Source organism: Marinobacter sp. VGCF2001, from assembly GCF_049943275.1.
Classification (GTDB): domain Bacteria; phylum Pseudomonadota; class Gammaproteobacteria; order Pseudomonadales; family Oleiphilaceae; genus Marinobacter.
Window position 1 is genome coordinate 18,525 of record NZ_JBNFVX010000022.1, and the last position, 17,774, is coordinate 36,298.

The 17,774-nt window shown below is 56.4% G+C and carries 16 protein-coding genes; 1 reads left to right on the forward strand and 15 read right to left on the reverse strand.

The genetic code is table 11. From position 1 onward, the window contains the following. Positions 1-10 precede the first annotated feature (10 nt). The 11 genes from ACP2AU_RS15750 to murJ form a co-directional block, all read right to left on the reverse strand. Positions 11-3,679: a pilus assembly protein gene (locus tag ACP2AU_RS15750; RefSeq protein WP_426377172.1), complete on the reverse strand. Its 3,669-nt coding sequence runs from the start codon at positions 3,677-3,679 to the stop codon at positions 11-13. Between the two features lie 33 nt (positions 3,680-3,712). After that, positions 3,713-4,312 (reverse strand): PilX N-terminal domain-containing pilus assembly protein, encoded by a 600-nt coding sequence (locus tag ACP2AU_RS15755; RefSeq protein WP_426377173.1) that lies wholly within the window; start codon positions 4,310-4,312, stop codon positions 3,713-3,715. Further along, a complete protein-coding gene (locus tag ACP2AU_RS15760) occupies positions 4,309-5,397 on the reverse strand; it encodes a PilW family protein (RefSeq protein WP_426377174.1) in 1,089 nt (362 codons plus the stop codon). Before ACP2AU_RS15760 ends, ACP2AU_RS15755 begins: the two co-directional genes overlap by 4 nt. Next, the gene (gene pilV / locus ACP2AU_RS15765) at positions 5,397-5,858 is read right to left on the reverse strand and encodes a type IV pilus modification protein PilV (protein ID WP_426377175.1); all 462 of its coding nucleotides are present in this window, start codon (positions 5,856-5,858) and stop codon (positions 5,397-5,399) included. The genes ACP2AU_RS15760 and pilV overlap by 1 nt, the downstream gene beginning before the upstream one ends. A gap of 12 nt (positions 5,859-5,870) precedes the next feature. Beyond that, entirely contained in the window at positions 5,871-6,389 is a 519-nt protein-coding gene (locus ACP2AU_RS15770; protein WP_426377176.1) for a GspH/FimT family pseudopilin, read from the reverse strand. Positions 6,390-6,516: 127 nt separating this feature from the next. After that, positions 6,517-7,467 (reverse strand): 4-hydroxy-3-methylbut-2-enyl diphosphate reductase, encoded by a 951-nt coding sequence (ispH, locus tag ACP2AU_RS15775; RefSeq protein ID WP_426377177.1) that lies wholly within the window; start codon positions 7,465-7,467, stop codon positions 6,517-6,519. Between the two features lie 2 nt (positions 7,468-7,469). Beyond that, complete coding sequence (gene fkpB / locus ACP2AU_RS15780; RefSeq protein ID WP_426377178.1) at positions 7,470-7,922, reverse strand: FKBP-type peptidyl-prolyl cis-trans isomerase; 453 nt, start codon at positions 7,920-7,922, stop codon at positions 7,470-7,472. Positions 7,923-7,927: 5 nt separating this feature from the next. After that, positions 7,928-8,440, reverse strand: coding sequence for a signal peptidase II (gene lspA, locus ACP2AU_RS15785; RefSeq protein ID WP_426377179.1), 513 nt, complete (start codon positions 8,438-8,440; stop codon positions 7,928-7,930). 11 nt (positions 8,441-8,451) lie between these two features. Further along, positions 8,452-11,271, reverse strand: a complete 2,820-nt coding sequence (ileS, locus tag ACP2AU_RS15790; RefSeq protein ID WP_426377180.1) for an isoleucine--tRNA ligase — start codon at positions 11,269-11,271, stop codon at positions 8,452-8,454. A gap of 33 nt (positions 11,272-11,304) precedes the next feature. Then, positions 11,305-12,273, reverse strand: a complete 969-nt coding sequence (ribF, locus tag ACP2AU_RS15795; protein WP_426377181.1) for a bifunctional riboflavin kinase/FAD synthetase — start codon at positions 12,271-12,273, stop codon at positions 11,305-11,307. Between the two features lie 118 nt (positions 12,274-12,391). Further along, a complete protein-coding gene (gene murJ, locus ACP2AU_RS15800) occupies positions 12,392-13,978 on the reverse strand; it encodes a murein biosynthesis integral membrane protein MurJ (RefSeq protein WP_426377182.1) in 1,587 nt (528 codons plus the stop codon). Between the two features lie 268 nt (positions 13,979-14,246). Here murJ and rpsT point away from each other — a divergent pair, with 268 nt between their 5' ends. Next, positions 14,247-14,516 (forward strand): 30S ribosomal protein S20, encoded by a 270-nt coding sequence (rpsT, locus tag ACP2AU_RS15805; protein ID WP_426377183.1) that lies wholly within the window; start codon positions 14,247-14,249, stop codon positions 14,514-14,516. A gap of 69 nt (positions 14,517-14,585) precedes the next feature. On the opposite strand, the gene proB is transcribed toward rpsT, so the two are convergent. From proB to rplU, 4 genes are all read right to left on the reverse strand, one after another. Continuing rightward, the gene (gene proB / locus ACP2AU_RS15810; RefSeq protein WP_426377184.1) at positions 14,586-15,710 is read right to left on the reverse strand and encodes a glutamate 5-kinase; all 1,125 of its coding nucleotides are present in this window, start codon (positions 15,708-15,710) and stop codon (positions 14,586-14,588) included. Positions 15,711-15,740: 30 nt separating this feature from the next. After that, complete coding sequence (gene cgtA / locus ACP2AU_RS15815; RefSeq protein ID WP_426377185.1) at positions 15,741-16,934, reverse strand: Obg family GTPase CgtA; 1,194 nt, start codon at positions 16,932-16,934, stop codon at positions 15,741-15,743. A gap of 136 nt (positions 16,935-17,070) precedes the next feature. Then, positions 17,071-17,331, reverse strand: coding sequence for a 50S ribosomal protein L27 (rpmA, locus tag ACP2AU_RS15820; RefSeq protein WP_426377186.1), 261 nt, complete (start codon positions 17,329-17,331; stop codon positions 17,071-17,073). Positions 17,332-17,366: 35 nt separating this feature from the next. Further along, positions 17,367-17,678, reverse strand: coding sequence for a 50S ribosomal protein L21 (gene rplU / locus ACP2AU_RS15825; protein ID WP_426377187.1), 312 nt, complete (start codon positions 17,676-17,678; stop codon positions 17,367-17,369). Between the last annotated feature and the right edge of the window lie 96 nt (positions 17,679-17,774).

Here is a 17,774-nt window from a genome sequence, read left to right on the forward strand (position 1 = left end):
TGTTCCTGTTTTAGTCAATGAGCTCATGCCAACCTACGCGCCGGGTGCCACTTAGACCAGCGCCAAAATCGGTCAGAAAAGGTGTCTTATTGGCGGCCGTATCCGGGGCAATCAACAGATTATCGATGAATGAGAGGCCGGTAATGATCCCGTCGCCATAATACACACCTGCCCAGCCCTGATCGTCGCCATCCAGTTTTCCATCATTATTCACATCAATGATCGATTCGCTGGAGTCTGTTGAACCGTCCAACTGGAGCGCCGTAAGGAAGGAGCTGCCACCACCGCCACAAGGGTCTCCCCCCACCGGAATTGTAGAGGCGAAGACGACATAATCTCCGCGCACGACGGGCGACTCGGAAAGCCGTTCGCCGTCACTCGGCAAATCGACATACCAGCCAAACTTGGTCGCCCAATCCAGCGTGGCACCATCCGTTTTACGAACAGGCCGTTGCTCGCCATCAACCGTTACGCTCCCACCTGTGATCGTCCGTTGGGCAAGATCATCCCGGGCCAGGGCATTGCTGTTGGCGTCAACCGCCGTTCCACGGTCACTGATACCGTAGAACGTCTGAGTCTGGGAAGTTGCGCCCGCAGCCGGGATATCAGATGCATTCAGGTACTTACCTGTACCAAAGAATACCAGCAGGTTAGGATCATTCAGGTTTTTCTTATAGGTGTTTCTGGCTATATCAGGCTGCGTGGTAATCGGTTGGACATTGCCGAGATTGTCTTTTGCTACGAACAAAGGATCGCCATTGTAGAGCACATCCCAACTGCTTCTACCACCACTAAGATCAATCGCCCACAACCGGCCCTCAAGGTCGCCAGCATAGATACGATCGGCAACGCCATCACTGTTTGGATCACCGTTCACATCCATATGATCAACCAGACGCGGCGCAGATAGTCCGTCACCACTGGCAACTTCGATGAATTCATAGTTGCCCGGGTTTTCAATATCGACTACGAATAGCCCATTCTTACCGCTCGGTGCTCCATAGCCGTTACTGAATACAGCACTCCAACGATAATCACCATCTGCCCACTTCAGCAAAGCTATCTGAACGGCTTCCGTCATATTGCCGAGATTGCTGTTGCCTGAGAACTCCCACATCACCGTGGAACCGGCATTGGCCTCCGAGAAATTGGCGGGATCGGTAACATCCAGGGCAAATATTCCCGGGGTAGCCCCCCTTGAACCGCCAATGACGATGGAGCGCCAGGCACCATCCACGTATACGTCTGAAGTATTGAGTGGCAAATCAACATAACTCCGGAAATCCAGATTTGGGTCAGTCAGAGCACTCAAACCCTGATTTGCACTGCTCGAATACAAGAAACTCGGGATATAACCCAATAGTTCTTCACCGGTATCCGCATCGAAACCATGAAGCATACCGTCATTTGCACCGACATAGACGGCCTTCGTCCGGGATTTCTTGCTGGTTTTGAACGCGCTGTATGGTGTTGCACCAAACATAGTTTTATCCGGCCAGATGCGGTTGGGTTCGCCGACATAGACTGGTGCCGAGTTAACGATCGCGCCCAGGCGACTCTTCCGATCCCGGAACGTTACGCCTTCAGCACTGGTAATGGCGTTGCCCCGTATGAAAGACAGGCGCGCCTGCCCCAAAGTAGGTGAACCGCCAGCTTTGAGGTCGTTTTGTTGATTGGTGGTGAGATTGCCCCACGCAAAAGGAACACCACTACCGTTGTTGGTCAAAATCAATCGAGGATTGGTTTGAAGATCCCTGGCATTGAGAATCGTCGCCGCGTCCCATTTCTCAGTGGATACAACGCCATCCTTGTCAATCGCTTCAGCCTTAAGGGTGCCGGTCCAGATCTGGGAGGTAAACTGTGCACTGAAAATATAACCGCCACTCTTCAAGGACGTCGTGTTAAAGCTGACGTTCGAGCCACTGCCCTGTTGTTGCTGCACATCATCTATAGCTGCCTGCAGAGATTTAACCAGACCCGTTGTCGACTTGGCATCGTAATATTCGCCTTTACCGTTCACTGCCGCGTGATAGAGGTCATCAATCTGGGGTTCGTCACTGAAATCGTTCATGTCTGTGCTTCCCCAGTCAGGCGGATTATCATGAGCATCCCTGACCGTGGAATAACCGAGCCCCGCAAACTTGTCGCCCTGCATTCCCAAAGCGACCGTGAAGGTATTCATGTGAAAGTCCCGGTTACAGTCCATCCAGGGTTTTTCCGCGCCTGTTCCGCAGGCAGCGTCCACACGCATTTCCCCTCCCGGAAGAATCGCTCCAGCCGACGTTCTCAACCCCTGGTTGTAATAGTAAGCAATGTCACCAAGGGTTCCAGAATACTTACTGTTACCAAATGGAGCATCTGCATCCTTATCGGCATTACCGAAACTCCAGCTGTCACCAGGGTTCGAGGAGTAACCATCAGTGAACAACAATGCAAAATTCTTTCGACATTCGAGTTTTCCCCGGACATTTTCATCAGCAAACAGTTTACCCGCCCGGTTCAGGGCTTGCCGATTCGGGGTGCCTAGATTTTTATATGTCCCATCGACAAATCGGCGATAGTTGGCGTCCAAGAACGATCCCACACTCGAGTCTGAATCGTACATAGTTACACTTGGAGAACTGTCATTAATCCAGAAAATCCCCAGACGCATATTTTCCAGGTCTTTGACAGACTCGGCCACAGCTCCCCGGATAACCTGATGACGGCGACGGTAATAGGAAAACCAGTTAGCAAAGTTCTGCTGCTGGTCTGCAAAAAAGTCATTCACGGAGCCGGTGCCATTCAATGCGGCATAAACTTCGGCTTTGTTATCGCCGCTGGTGTCATCGACCAACTCCAGTCTCTGGATACAGGCTCCATCCGGGGCAAACCCCATCTTTCTGGAGGGAATAACGGCTCCCGAGGCATCCTTGAAAAGATAAGGTTTGTTTTCTTGACGCCAGTCGTTGTATTCGTTCGAGGCTACATTGGCGCACGAGAATAGCTTGGTATCTCCTGAAATTATTGGCTGGCGTTTGTCAGCAAGTTCATTCCAGCAAATACCAAAAAAACATTTCGTTTTATAGCAGTAACCATCGTCGGAGATACCATCCCATTGCGACGAGCATTCCTCGTATCGTGTGCCTGTTTCGAAAACCTCGGCCGTTTTATTAACAACAAAAAACGTAGCCGGAATGTTATCCGATCCCACACCGAGCGTACCTGTTGCTGTCAGATCATAGCTTTCAGACTGGCTACCGAAACCAGCATCCATTTCAGCATCAGTAATATCTGCATCCGCGAACGTAGAGTTCGAACCAGACGGCCACGGTTTATATTCTGCATTCGGGTCGTAATATTGGTAATTGTAAACACCGGATCTGAGATAATAGTGACGCTTGCTGAATCCGTACCACGAATCGTAAAGCCGATCACCATCTGTGTAAGGTCGGTTATAGCCAGGATTAAACAGGTAGTAATTGGTCACACTCCCGCGAACTCCAACACCGGGAGCGATGATCTCGTAATCCATACTGCCGGAATCATCAATCACGAACATCAAATTGTGATCTACAGCCGCATCAATAAACAGCGGGCGGTCTGCGACCGTGGCAGTCCAACCAATTGCGGGCCAGGCAACAAACATTGCAACCAGGCTGCTCTTCAAGCCTTGTCGAAAAAACTCGTTAATTTTCATTTTCATTCTCCACGTGATCGGTCACGCAAACTTTCATTGAGCTCGGATAACATAAGCTTCGACTGCTCGGCCAGCTTCGCCAGAGGCACCGCTGCTGTATGCGACTACCCGAAAAACCCGTCCATTTGATGTTGACTGCTGAACTCCATCGGCCACACCTCCAATTCCCAAGCCAAATCCGCTGTTGGTTGCTGAGCCGGTTGCCGGGGTTTCCTTAATAAGGTATCTGGGACGTTCGGCAAGCATATTGTCGCCATCGACCTGAGGCATTGGTGCCTCTCGAGTTCCATTTCCATGCCCCCCTCCGGACGGTGTCTCCCATGTTTGAGGATTCAACAAATCCGTTGGAGCTGCCGTAGCGTCGTCATACAGGCCCTCATTGGCGTTAAAGGTGGGAAGCGTTCCGCCGCTTAATTCTGCTTCCGCAGCCAAAAGCGCCGCTTCAGCACCCTCAAGGGCGATCTGCGCATCACGCTGAGCCGAAACCATTCTCTCTTGGGTAGAAGTACCCTGCATACTTGAAAGGGCAAGCACTGTAAGAACCAGCAAAATGACCAGGCTTACCAGAAGTGCCGCGCCTTGCTGCCGCTTTGGAAGCTCGTATCTTGATTTTGGTGTGATCAGTTGGCTCATGGCGATGTATCCAGAAGACGGTTTCGGATGCTGTATGTGGATGTGTACACGCGATAATAATGACGATCAGCTGTGTTGGCAGGAGTCCAGTTGTTGCCACTGGCACAGTTAGACCAGGAAGGATAACAGGCATCCTGTAATGATCCGGCCACACCATCTTCATGACTGCGAACCAGAATACTGACCCGTATCGCCTTTACATATGTAATAGAGGTATCGTTAATCGTTGCCAGGTTTGCCGCGTTAACGGTTTGCCAATTATTGATTACATTGTCTCCCTGAGGGCCTGAGCCAACCTGCATTTGCATATCAACAACGTTCGAGACAATTTCCTGCCGATTAATTACGCCACTGCCCCCTAACCCCTCAAACACGAGGGAACGCCGCCCACCATCATCTCTGATGTAATAGCGCTCTGAGAAAGGCACAAAAATATCTCCCGAGGTGTAAGTGTCAGGGAAACAGTTAGCGGAACTACTGCCATTGGGGCACCCACCACCGCTCTTGATATTTCCGGGGGTAATCGAAGAGCCCGTATTGTGCTGAAGCTTTAACGACGTTTCGTTAACACTTGAAAGCTGGAAGATAACGCCATTGTTACAATCAGTCAGTAAAACGGTTCCTCCTGCCCCAAGCAAGCCGGAGGGCAGTGACGAAACATCAACTACCGACGATGAGGCATTCATCCCAGTCATGCTAATGCCCGGACTTCGCGCCCCTTTAAGCTGAACGACCGCTGTGCCAGCCGCAGCTTCAGTACCATCACCGATATCGAACTGGAGCGCCTCAGGGCTAGAAAAATCATGCAAATCAGGATCATAGTCCACGTGAGTTTCATCAAGAATGCTGTCGACTTCGGAAAAATTGAGGCACCCCCAATAATCAGCGTTGCGAATGGTTCTACCCAAAATATCCTGAGCCAATCGCCCGGATTCCTGCATACGCCCAATGGACTCCGCCAAACGGAACGTGTCGCTTCCGCTAACAAAAAGTTGAACCACCCCTAGCGTCAGCAACAGCCCCAAAACCGAGGCGATCAGGAGCTCTACGAGCGTCAGCCCTGACTGTTTACTCAAATCCTTCATCACTGGAACCTCGTGACCAATGTGTAGTCTGATGTGCCTTCGCCGGCGGCGGTTGTTGCCGTGGCATCTACAAACATAATGCGCTCTGGCCAGAGGACCTGAACTGTAAACTCGTTGGTCGCCCCATCCCAACTGGACTCAAACGTCGCTCCCGGAAGGGTTTGGGACATAGCGTCACACCAGACTTGAAACTGTCCTGACAGTGATGAGCAGGAGGCGGTACTGCCACCCGATTGCTCGAAGTCAGTTGGGGTGTTGGTGGTTCTTGCCAGCTCTGTCAGCTCCTGAGCATACAAGGTCGCCTGGGTTCGAAGTTCGGCATTACTGATATTTTGCAAAGACAACAACTGCAGCGCTGCCGCTCCCAGCAAGCCGATCCCCAGAACCAGAACGGCGACCAGCACCTCAATCAGGGAAAACCCGTTATCTTTGTACGGCAAATGTGCGTTTCGCTGTTTCACAACAAGCATTCCTCAAGGACAATTTGTACCTGTGTTGCTATCAACTCGAACCTGACCACCAACGTTCACTTCAATATCGACCGCCTCTGAACCAGACTGTCCACATACCCGGTAATCAAACTGCTGACTTGCCATGCCCCGGCCATTAAATATCAGATCAGCCGCAGACGATGGCGTCACCTGGCTTACGGTCACAGTTCCAGGGAGTGAATTGGTTGTTCTGAGTAGCTGGCTCGGATTAGCCGTTCCTGCCTTGCAAGTTGCTAAATCCGACTGGACACACACCGCATACCCCGCATTCGCGTTGCTCGTATCTCTTGCATAAACGGCAACACCATTCCCTCGCCGAATCGCTTCCGAGCGTGCAAAGTTAAGCAGCCCAGACATATCGTTTGCGGCAGCGGAATGCTGACTTGAATCGATTAGACGCCCGAAATTGGGCACCGCGATTGCCGCCGTGATGCCAATCAGCACAATCACAATTAACAACTCAATCAATGTAAATCCACGCTGCGCTCGATTACTGCGCATAAGCCAGCTCCCTGAAATTTTCCATGTCTATAAGATTACAAACCCACAAAAAAACCGCCAGATGTCGTCGACAAGTGGCGGTTTATTGCAGATGAGCGGAACTCAGTATTTCAGAATCGGATGCAGTTCACACCTCCACCGCATCAATCCGCAACTCCTTCGGCATGGAGAACACAATATTCTCCTCGCGACCAGACACTTCTTCGGGCTCTTCACCGCCCAGCTCTTTCAGCCGGTTGATCACATCCGCCACCAACACTTCCGGGGCGGAAGCACCGGCGGTTACGCCCACGGCCTGCTTGCCTTCCAGCCACTGCGGGTCGATCTGGGCAGCCTCATCAATCAGGTGGGCCGGCGTGCCCATGCGTTCGGCCAGCTCCCGCAGGCGGTTGGAGTTGGAGCTGTTGGGGGAGCCCACCACCAGCATCAGATCGCAGTCGCCCGCCAGCTGTTTAACCGCATCCTGGCGATTCTGGGTGGCGTAGCAGATGTCGTCTTTGCGGGGGCCTTCGATTTCCGGGAACTTGGCGCGCAGGGCGTCGATCACCCGGGCGGTATCGTCCATCGAAAGCGTGGTCTGGGTGACGAAGGACAAGCGACCGGGGTCTTCCACGGCCAGCTTCTGCACGTCGGCTTCATCTTCCACCAGGTAGATGTCGCCGCCGTTGCTGTGGTCGTACTGGCCCATAGTGCCTTCCACTTCCGGGTGGCCATGGTGGCCAATCAGAATGCACTCGCGGCCGTCCCGGCTGTAACGCATCACTTCCATATGCACCTTGGTAACCAGCGGGCAAGTGGCGTCGAACACTTTCAGGCCGCGCCGGGCGGCTTCGCTCTGCACCGCCTGGGACACGCCGTGGGCGCTGAAAATCACCAGCTTGTCGTCGGGCACTTCGTCCAGCTCGTCGACAAAAATGGCCCCCCGGTTGCGCAGGTTGTCCACCACAAACTTGTTGTGAACCACTTCGTGGCGCACGTAGATGGGCGCCCCGAACACGTCGAGTGCGCGGTTTACAATTTCAATGGCGCGGTCTACGCCGGCACAAAAGCCACGGGGGTTAGCCAGTCGGATTTGCATAGTCAGTGAGTCGGCCCTGCTGGTTCAACGTCGATAATCTGTACTTCAAACCTCAGTGTATGCCCTGCCAGCGGGTGATTAAAGTCTACATCCACCTGATCACCCTCAACCCGCTTGATCACGCCGGGCAGTTCCTGCTGGCGCGCATCCGCAAAAGACACCACCACGCCCTGCTCCAGCACCATATCGGCACTGAACTCGTGGCGTTTGAAGGTCTGGACATTGCTGGGGTTGTGCTGGCCGAACGCCTTTTCCGGGGGCACGTCGAAGGTTTCGTGATCGCCTGCCTTGAGCCCCATCAGGTAGGCCTCAAAATTCTCCGGGAGGTTTTCGTCACCAATCTCCAGGGTCGCGGGCTCTTTCTCAAAGGTGCTATCCACGGCTTCACCGTCTTCAAACCTCAAGGCAAAGTGAAGCGTTACGCGGGTTCCTTTGTCGATCGGCAGTTCTTTCATAGCAATCAGTTGCTCCTGTCGGCATCGCCGCTGTGGTCAGCGGGTTTGCGGAATGCGTCGATAATCATCATGGCCGCGCCAATGGTGATGGCGGTGTCGGCCAGGTTGAACGCCGGGAAGTGCCAGTTCTGCCAATAGAAATGCAGGAAGTCCACCACGTAGCCATGCACAACCCGGTCATAAACGTTGCCGATGGCACCGCCGAGAATGAGTACGATGGCGATGGCTGTCCAGGTTTCCTCGGCCTTGAGTTTTCTCAGCCAACCCACGAGCACCACGCTGACAACAATAGCCAGAGTGACGAAAAACCACCGCTGCCAGCCGGCGGCGTCCGCCAGAAAGCTGAAGGCCGCCCCGGTGTTGTGCAACAGAGTGAAATTGAAACCCGGCAACACCGGCACCGGGTCGCCATAGGTCAGCATGGCGGTGGCCACGGCCTTGGTCCCCAGGTCAATGGCAATGACCAGGGCCGCCAGCCAGAGCCACTTCAGTTTGCTGCCCACGGCATCCCCACTCACTGACGCGTCCATCAGGCGTAGGTGCGGGTCTCGCCCGCTCCTTCCACGTTGGTTACGCAGCGGCCACAGAGATCCGGGTACTGCTCGTTCTGGCCCACATCTTCACGGTGGTGCCAGCAGCGCTCGCATTTGGTGTGGGCAGCCGGCGTCACTTTCACCATGAGGCCTTCCACGTTCGTCTGCTCGGCATCGGCCGCATCACTCACCGGTGCAACCGTGGCTTCCGAGGTGATCAACACAAAGCGCAGCTCTTCACCCAGCTGTTTCAGCTGTTCGGCCAGCGTGCCCTCGCAGTAAAGCGTCACTTCTGCGCTCAGAGAGCCCTTGATTTCGCCACGGGCCCGGGCTTCCTCCAGGCACTTGTTGACGCCTTCTTTCGCGGCGTAGATGTCGCGCCAGTAGTCCCGCCCCAGCTCGAACTCGTCCGGCAAGGCGGTCAGGCCTTCGTACCATGTCTCGTAGAAGACAGTCTCGCCACGCTTGCCCGGCAGATGCTGCCAGATTTCGTCGGCGGTAAAGCTGAGAATCGGAGCAATCCAGCGCACCAGGGCTTCCGCTACATGATAGAGCGCGGTCTGGCAGGAGCGCCGTGCCAGGCTGTCGGCCTGGGTGGTGTACTGGCGGTCCTTGATGATGTCCAGGTAAAAACCGCCCAGGGTGGATTCGCAGAAGTTGTACACCTTCTGGTAGATCCGCAGGAAGGCGTAGTTGCCATAGTCCTCGTGCAGCTCGGTCTGCAGTTGCAGAGCACGGTCAACCATCCAGCGGTCCAGGGCAATCATGTCGCTCGGCGCCACCATATGCCGCTCGGGATCAAACCCGGTCAGGTTGCTCAGCAGGAAGCGGGCCGTGTTACGGATACGGCGGTAGCCGTCAGCGGTCTGGCGCAGGATGTCTTTGGAAACGCTCATTTCACCGCTGTAGTCGGTGGCAGAGACCCACAAACGCAGAATGTCAGCGCCCAGTTCTTTCATCACTTCCTGGGGCGCAATGACGTTCCCCATGGACTTGGACATCTTGTAGCCCTTGGCGTCCACGGTGAAGCCGTGGGTCAGCACCTGCTTGTACGGGGCCACGCCGTTCATGGCAATGGAGGTTTTCAAAGACGACTGGAACCACCCCCGATGCTGGTCGGAACCTTCCAGATACATATCCGCCGGGAACTGGCCCAATTCCTCCCGCGCTCTCAACACAGACTCGTGAGTCACGCCGGAATCAAACCAGACATCCAGGGTGTCCATCACCTTCTCATACTGGTCCGCGTCTGCACCCAGCAATTCGTTCTGGTCGAGGTCGTACCAGGCATCGATGCCACCGGCTTCCACAGCCTGGGCGACTTTTTCGATCAGTGCCTGAGTGTTCGGGTGTAGCTCCAGGGTTTCCTTGTGGACGAACAGAGTGATCGGAACCCCCCAGGTGCGCTGGCGGGAAATACACCAGTCCGGGCTCTGCTCGAACATCGCCTCAATGCGGTTCTGGCCCCAGGCCGGCACCCAACGCACCCCTTTGATGGCTTCCAGGGCGTCGGCACGCAGATTGAGTTTGTCCATGCTGATGAACCACTGGGGCGTTGCCCGGTAGATCAGTGGAGTCTTGGTACGCCAGCAGTGTGGATAGCTGTGGCGGAATTTTTCCGAGCGTACCAGCTTGCCTTCCCGCTCGAGGGCCCCGCATACCGGCTCGTCAGCCTTGTACACGTGTACTCCGGCAAATTCACCGGCTGCGTCGGTGTAGGTGCCGTCGGCTTTCACCAGGTTAATGGTACCAATGCCGTAGGCCTTGCCCACTTCAAAGTCTTCCATACCGTGGTCGGGCGCAGTGTGCACCGCACCCGTACCGGCGTCCAGGGATACGTGGTCACCCAGCAACACCGGCACCTGCTTGTCGTACACCGGGTGCTGCAGCAGCTGGTTTTCCAGCGCCGAACCGGCCACGTTGGCCAGCACTTGGTAGTCTTCCACACCCCAACGGGCCATGATGCCCTGTACCATGTCGGTGGCCAGAATCATGCGCTCGGCACCGTGGCCAACGTCGGCCTGAACCAGGGCATATTCGATCTCGGCCCCGATAGACACCGCCTGGTTGGCGGGAATGGTCCAGGGCGTGGTGGTCCAGATCACCACAGACACATCACCCTGGCCTTCGCGGGTTCCGAATGCACTCAACACCGCATCCTGGTCCACGGCTGTGAAACGCACGTCGATCTGGGTAGAGGTTTTGTCCTGGTATTCAACCTCGGCTTCTGCCAGTGCGGACTGACCAACCACACTCCAGTAAACCGGCTTGAAACCACGGACCAGATGGCCCTTGGCAACAATCTTGCCCAGCGCCCGGACAATGCCCGCTTCCACTTTCGGGTCCATGGTCAGGTAAGGCTTGTCCCATTCGCCCATCACGCCCAGGCGGATAAAGTCAGCCTTCTGCCCTTCAATCTGTTTGCTGGCGTAATCGCGGCAGGCCTGTCGGAAAGTTTTGTAATCCACTTTCACACCGGCTTTACCGATCTCCTGCTCTACCTTGTGTTCAATAGGCAGACCATGACAATCCCAGCCGGGCACGTAGGGCGCGTCGTAGCCCATGAAACTGCGGGATTTTACGATCATGTCTTTCAGAATCTTGTTGACCGCATGCCCGATATGAATGCTGCCGTTGGCGTAGGGAGGGCCATCGTGCAGGATGAACTTTTCACGGCCATTACGCTGCTTGCGCAGGTTGCCGTAGACATCCAGGTCCTGCCACCGCTTGAGCATCTCAGGCTCGCGCTTGGCCAGGTTACCGCGCATGGGAAACGCAGTTTCCGGCAGATTCAGGGTATGCTTGTAGTCGCTCATGTCGTTGTGCGTACTCTCGGTTGGTCAGTTGAATCAGGTTTCCGGCCCGGCGGGGTTGTCCGCCAGCCAGGCCCGGGCGCATTCGAAATCCCGGGCAATCTGTTGGCGCAATTCGTCAACAGAATCGAATTTCACTTCATCCCGCAGCCCATGGCGGAACACGACGTCCAGGTGCAGGCCGTAAAGTGTGCCAGCAAAGTCGAACAGGTGCACTTCCAGGGACGGCCGCTTGCCGTCAACCGTAGGCCTCAGGCCGATATTGGCAACGCCATCACGCCATTCTCCGGTTTCCAGCCTGGCCCGCACCACATAAACACCCCGCAGCGCAGGCATTTGCTGCAGCAGGATATTGGCGGTGGGCGCGCCGATCTGTCGGCCCAACTGGCGGCCGTAGACCACCCGCCCGCGAATGCGGTAAGGATGGCCGAGCAAGCGCTCTGCTTCTTCCAGGCCGTTCACATTCAGCACATTGCGAACGCGCGTGCTGCTCACGCGCTCACCATCAATCATCACTGTGCGGGTGTTCTCGACAGTGAACCCCCGCTCCTTGCCTACCTGCTCCAGTAAATGAAAATCACCGGCACGGTCGCACCCGAAACGGAAATCGTCACCCACCACCAGATGACGCACCCCAAGCCCCTCAATCAGAACCTCTTCGATGAACCCCATCCCGGAATAGCTGCGAAACGTATCATCAAACCGGATGCACAACACCGCGTCCACGCCCTCGGCCAGCAAAGCCTCGAACTTCTGCCGGAACGGCATCAGCCTGGGCGGCGCTTCGGCCCCCTTGAAAAACTCCTGGGGCTGGGGTTCAAAGATCATCACCACCGAGGGCAAATTCAGTGCCCGGGCTTTTTCCCTGACCTGATCAATGATGGTCTTATGGCCGCGATGAACTCCGTCAAAGTTGCCAATGGTGGCGACGCACCCCCGGCTCAGTGGCGAATCCGCCCTGCCGGCGATACGCTTGAGATTAGTCAGGCCTCGAATAAGACGCATGTACTGCGAACCCCAAAACTGCCGATGGCTTTCGGCGCGCCGACGCGAACGCGCAGCGCACTGGTGAGAAAACGCGCGATTATACCCCAGGAGCGGGCGCGGTAGAAATCACACAGCCTTACTTCTGCCGGAATTGCCGTAACCGGACCCCAGCAAGGGCCAGCGCAATGAAATAGGCAAACACACCGGCCAGCACCAACACGGCCATTTCCGAAGCCCGCTGCAGCCCGCCAAACGCCAGCCACTGCCCCACAGGCACATTCAGCCAGAGGATAACGGCCGCCAGCGCGCCATTAGCGAACAATAATTGCAGCAGGAACCTGGGCCAGCCTGCCTGGCTCTTCCAGGCACCTTCCTTGCGCAGCCCTCTCCAGAGCAGATAACCGTTGAGCCAGGCCGAGAGCGATGTAGCCAACGCCAGCCCCGCATGGGCCAGGGGCACAATCAGGGCAAGATTAAAAACCATGTTGGCCACCATCGCGATCACACCGATTTTGACCGGCGTTCGAGTGTCCTGCCGGGCAAAGAAACCCGGCGCCAGGACCTTGATCAGCATGAATGCCAGCAAACCCGCTGAATACGCCAGCAGGCTCTGTGCGGACATGGCCACATCCCGATCCGTCACTTCGCCATAATGGAACAGCGTCGCAATCAGCGGCTCGGCCAACAAGCCCAGCGCCAGCGCTGCCGGCACGCCAATAAGCAGCACCGCCCGTACCGCCCAGTCCAGCGTCGCTGCAAACTGGTCCGGCGAGGCTGCCGCGTGCTTGCGCGAGAGGCTGGGCAGAATCACCGTGGCGATGGCAATACCGAACACGCCCAGTGGCAACTCCGAAAGCCGGTCTGAGTAATACAACCAGGACACACTCCCGGTCTGCAGGAAGGAGGCCAGCACCGTATCCAGGAGCAGGTTGATCTGGCTGACCGACACTCCGAACAGGGCCGGTGCCATCAGTTTCAGAATCCGGCTCACGCCCTCGTGCCGGTAATCAATCCTGGGCCGGGGCAGAAGCCCCAGACGCATCAGAAACGGCAACTGGAAGAACAACTGCAAGGCCCCGGCAATAAACACCCCCCAGGCCAGCGCCATCACCGGCTCGTCCATCACCGGAGTCAGAAAAATGGCCGCGGCAATCATTGCAAGGTTCAGCAACACCGGCGTGAAAGCCGGCACCGCGAACCGGTCATAACTATTGAGAATTCCGCCCGCGAACGCGGTCAGCGAAATTAGCAACAGATACGGAAACGTGACCCGCAACATATCGCTGGTGAGCGCAAACTTGACGTCGTCATCCAGAAAGCCCGGAGCAAAGACGGCGGTCAATACCGGAGCGCCAAGCATGGCCACCAGCGTTACCGCGAGAAGCACCAGCCCCAGGGAACCGGCCACTGCGTCCACCAGGCGCTTTACTTCGGAGGTATCCTGCCGCTCCCGATACGAGGAGAGCACGGGCACGAACGCCTGGGAAAACGCCCCCTCTGCGAACAGGCGCCGCAGGAAATTGGGAATTTTAAACGCCACAAAGAACGCATCCGCCCCGGCCCCGGCGCCGAAATAACGGGCAATCACCATATCGCGAACCAGCCCCAGCACCCGCGAGAGCATGGTCATCACCCCCACCACACCGGATGATCTGAGCAACCCCGGTGCTTTAGGCGGTAACGGGCGCCCGGGTTCGGACTGTTTTGGTTGGTCAGGGGGCATGATTTCAGCGTCCAGAATTCTGAAAAATTACGGCGGCAGTATCTCGGAAATCCACAAGGCTGGCCAGAGCCGCCACTACCTCCGGCATTGCGCCGGCGGAGTGTACCACAAGGCCTCCACGGCAAGGGATGACGCGTGCGTTAGCCTTGACATTTCAGGCTTTCAGCGGCATAGTTCCGCGTCATTTATTTCGACGCGCTGGTTTTGGCGCGCCCGCGATGTAAAAATTTCAGTTTTTCTATAGCAACGAATTTTCAGGAGTTTTACGGTGGCAAATTCCCCGCAAGCCAAGAAGCGCGCTCGTCAGAACGAGAAAAACCGCAAGCATAACGCCAGCCTGCGTTCCATGGCACGTACCTACATGAAAAAGGTCGAAGCCAAGATCAAGGCCGGCAACCACGATGAAGCCCAGGCGGCTTTGAAAGAAGCTCAGCCGATCATGGACAGCATGGTCAACAAGGGCGTCTTCGCCAAGAACAAGATCGCTCGTCACAAGAGCCGTCTGAACGCAAAAATCAAGGCCCTGAAAACTGCCTGATTTTTTGCGACATTAAAAAAACCGGCTTACAAGCCGGTTTTTTTATACCTGAATATCGGTCAATGCCACTCAAACCACCACCAGATTATCCCGGTGGATCATCTCTTCGTCAGACACATAACCCAACACACCGTTGATGCGGTCACTAGAGCGCCCGGCAATAGCCCGCGCCTCATCGGCATCGTAATTGACCAGCCCCCGGGCAATTTCTTTACCCTCAAGGTCCACGCAGGACACCATCTCGCCCCGCCGGAACTGCCCGGATACAGCCTTCACCCCCACCGGCAACAAGCTGCGGCCACCGCGACGCAGCACGTTTACCGCGCCATCATCCAGCGTCAGCGTACCCCGGGTTTGCAGGTGGCTGGCAATCCACTGCTTGCGAGCCGCCAGGCGCCCCTGCTCCGGCAATAACAACGTTCCGATAACATCACCCTGCCGCAGCCGGGCAATGACGTGCTCAATACGACCACCCACGATGACCGTAAACGCACCCGAACGGGCCGCCAGCCGGGCCGCTCTCAGCTTGGTCTGCATTCCGCCGCGGCCGAGGGCTCCAGCACCGCCGCCCGCCATCGCATCCAGCTCCCGATCTTCTGCCCGGCGCTCGGTGACCAGCACGGCATCGCTGTGTTTGCGCGGGTCCTTGTCAAACAAGCCCACCTGATCGGTCAGAATGATCAGGCCATCTGCCTCAATCAGATTGGCCACCAACGCACCCAGGGTGTCGTTATCGCCAAAACGGATTTCATCGGTGACCACGGTATCGTTTTCATTCACGATGGGCACCACGCCGTAATCCAGCAACGTGCGAAGCGTACTGCGGCCGTTCAGATAACGCTTGCGATCCGAGAGATCATCGTGGGTCAGCAGAATCTGGGCGGTGTGGATGTCATGGCGCTTGAACTGGGCTTCCCAGGTTTGTACCAGGCCCATCTGGCCGACCGCAGCCGCAGCCTGCAACTCGTGCAGGTGCTGGGGCCGAACCGACCAGCCCAGACGACTCATGCCTTCAGCCACCGAGCCGGAAGACACCACCACTACCTCAACGCCATCGGCAATCAGCTCGGCAATCTGATCCACCCAAAGCCCCAGGGCAGCCACATCCAGACCCTTACCATCATCGGTCAGCAGGGCACTACCAATCTTGACCACAAGGCGACGGGCCTGACGAAGCTGAAGGCGCTCACTCATGACAGAACTACAATCTCTTTCATTGATGGGTTATTCAGGGGCATAGGCCACTTCAACGTCGTAATCGTCGTCGTCAAAGTCGTCATCATCGTCGTCACTCCGGGCCGCTCGTCGTGCCTGCCGGTCCGACTCGATCTTCTGACGAGCTTCGTCGTCCATCCGGCGCCGGCGCTCGGCTTCCTGCTCAGCGATATCCGGGTTATCCGCTTCCTGCTCGGCCTGCTCTTCAATCCAGCGCATAACCGCCTGCACGAGCGGTTTGGTGCCCTCACCACTCAGCGCGGAAATCCGGAACACCGGCCCTTCCCAACCAAGCTCATCGACAATGGCCTGACAGTGAGCATCCCGGTCTTCCTCGGAAATCATGTCGACCTTGTTCAACACCAGCCAACGGGGCCGGTCGGCCAGCGTTTCGCTGAACTTCTCCAACTCGTGGGCGATCGCCTGGACAGCCTCCGCTGGCGAGGAACCGTCGTAAGGCGCTACATCCACCAGGTGCAACAATAACCGGGTACGCACCAGATGCTTGAGGAAACGGATACCGAGCCCCGCGCCTTCGGCTGCACCTTCAATCAGACCGGGAATATCAGCAATCACAAAACTCTGGTGGGCCTGCACGCTGACCACACCGAGATTTGGCACCAGCGTTGTAAACGGATAATCCGCCACCTTGGGACGCGCAGCCGACACCGACCGGATAAACGTGGACTTACCGGCATTGGGCAACCCCAGCAACCCGACATCGGCCAAAACCTTCAGCTCCAGGCGCAGATTGCGGGCTTCACCTTCAGACCCCTTGGTGGTCTGACGCGGCGCACGATTCACAGACGACTTGAAACGGGTATTCCCCAGCCCGTGAAATCCGCCCTGGGCCACTTTCAGCTGCTGCCCTTCCCGCGTGAGATCGCCCAGCACTTCATGGGTATCCGTATCCACCACCGTGGTACCCACCGGTACCGGCAGCACAAGATCTTCACCCTTGGTACCGGTGCAATTACGGCCAGCCCCGGGCTGACCGTTAACCGCCTTGTATTTGCGCTGAAAGCGATAATCGATCAGGGTATTGAGCGCGCTGTCCGCCTCCAGGTACACGGAACCGCCATCTCCGCCATCGCCGCCGTCGGGGCCACCCTTGGGGACGTATTTCTCACGCCGGAAGCTCAGGCAGCCATGGCCGCCCTTGCCGGCTTCAACAATGATGGTGGCTTCGTCTACAAATTTCATACGCCAAATGCCTTTGCATAAACTAAAAAGCCCCGCAGCCTCATGGAAGCTTTGCGGGGCTCCGGATTCGCCTGAACGCTGATCAGTTCAGCATATCAGGCAAACCCAAGGTTCGACAGAACCGGATCGCCGCTGCTTACGCAGCCGGAACGATGCTTACGAACTTGCGGTTCTGCGGGCCTTTGGTTTCGAACTTCACCTGACCGTCTGCTTTCGCAAACAGGGTGTGATCCTTACCAAGGCCAACGTTGTTACCAGCGTGGAAACGGGTGCCGCGCTGACGAACGATGATGCTGCCTGCAGATACAGCCTCGCCGCCGTAGCGCTTGACACCAAGTCGTTTCGACTCGGAATCGCGACCGTTACGGGTACTACCTGCTGCTTTTTTATGAGCCATTACCAGCCTCCTTAATTAAGGGGTCATTCCAGGGCTTAGCCCTTGATACCCGTGATCTTGACTTCAGTAAACCACTGACGGTGGCCCTGACGCTTCATGGAATGCTTCCGACGACGGAACTTGATGATCTGGACCTTGTCGTGGCGACCATGGCTAACCACTTCTGCGGTCACCTTGGCACCGTCTACTACCGGGGCACCAACTTTTACGTCGTCGCCGTCGGCTACCAGCAGAACGCGGTCGAAATCAACAGAAGCACCGGTTTCAACTTCCAGCTTTTCCAGCTTCAGCGTTTCGCCTTCTTTCACACGGTGCTGTTTACCACCGCTAACAATAACTGCGTACATTCATAGTCTCCGCGATTGACCCATCCCTGCTCTTATCCACCTGGTTCTAAGGGAGGCGCTCTGGCGACCCTATTGCAGGGAGCGCAGGTTGGGATG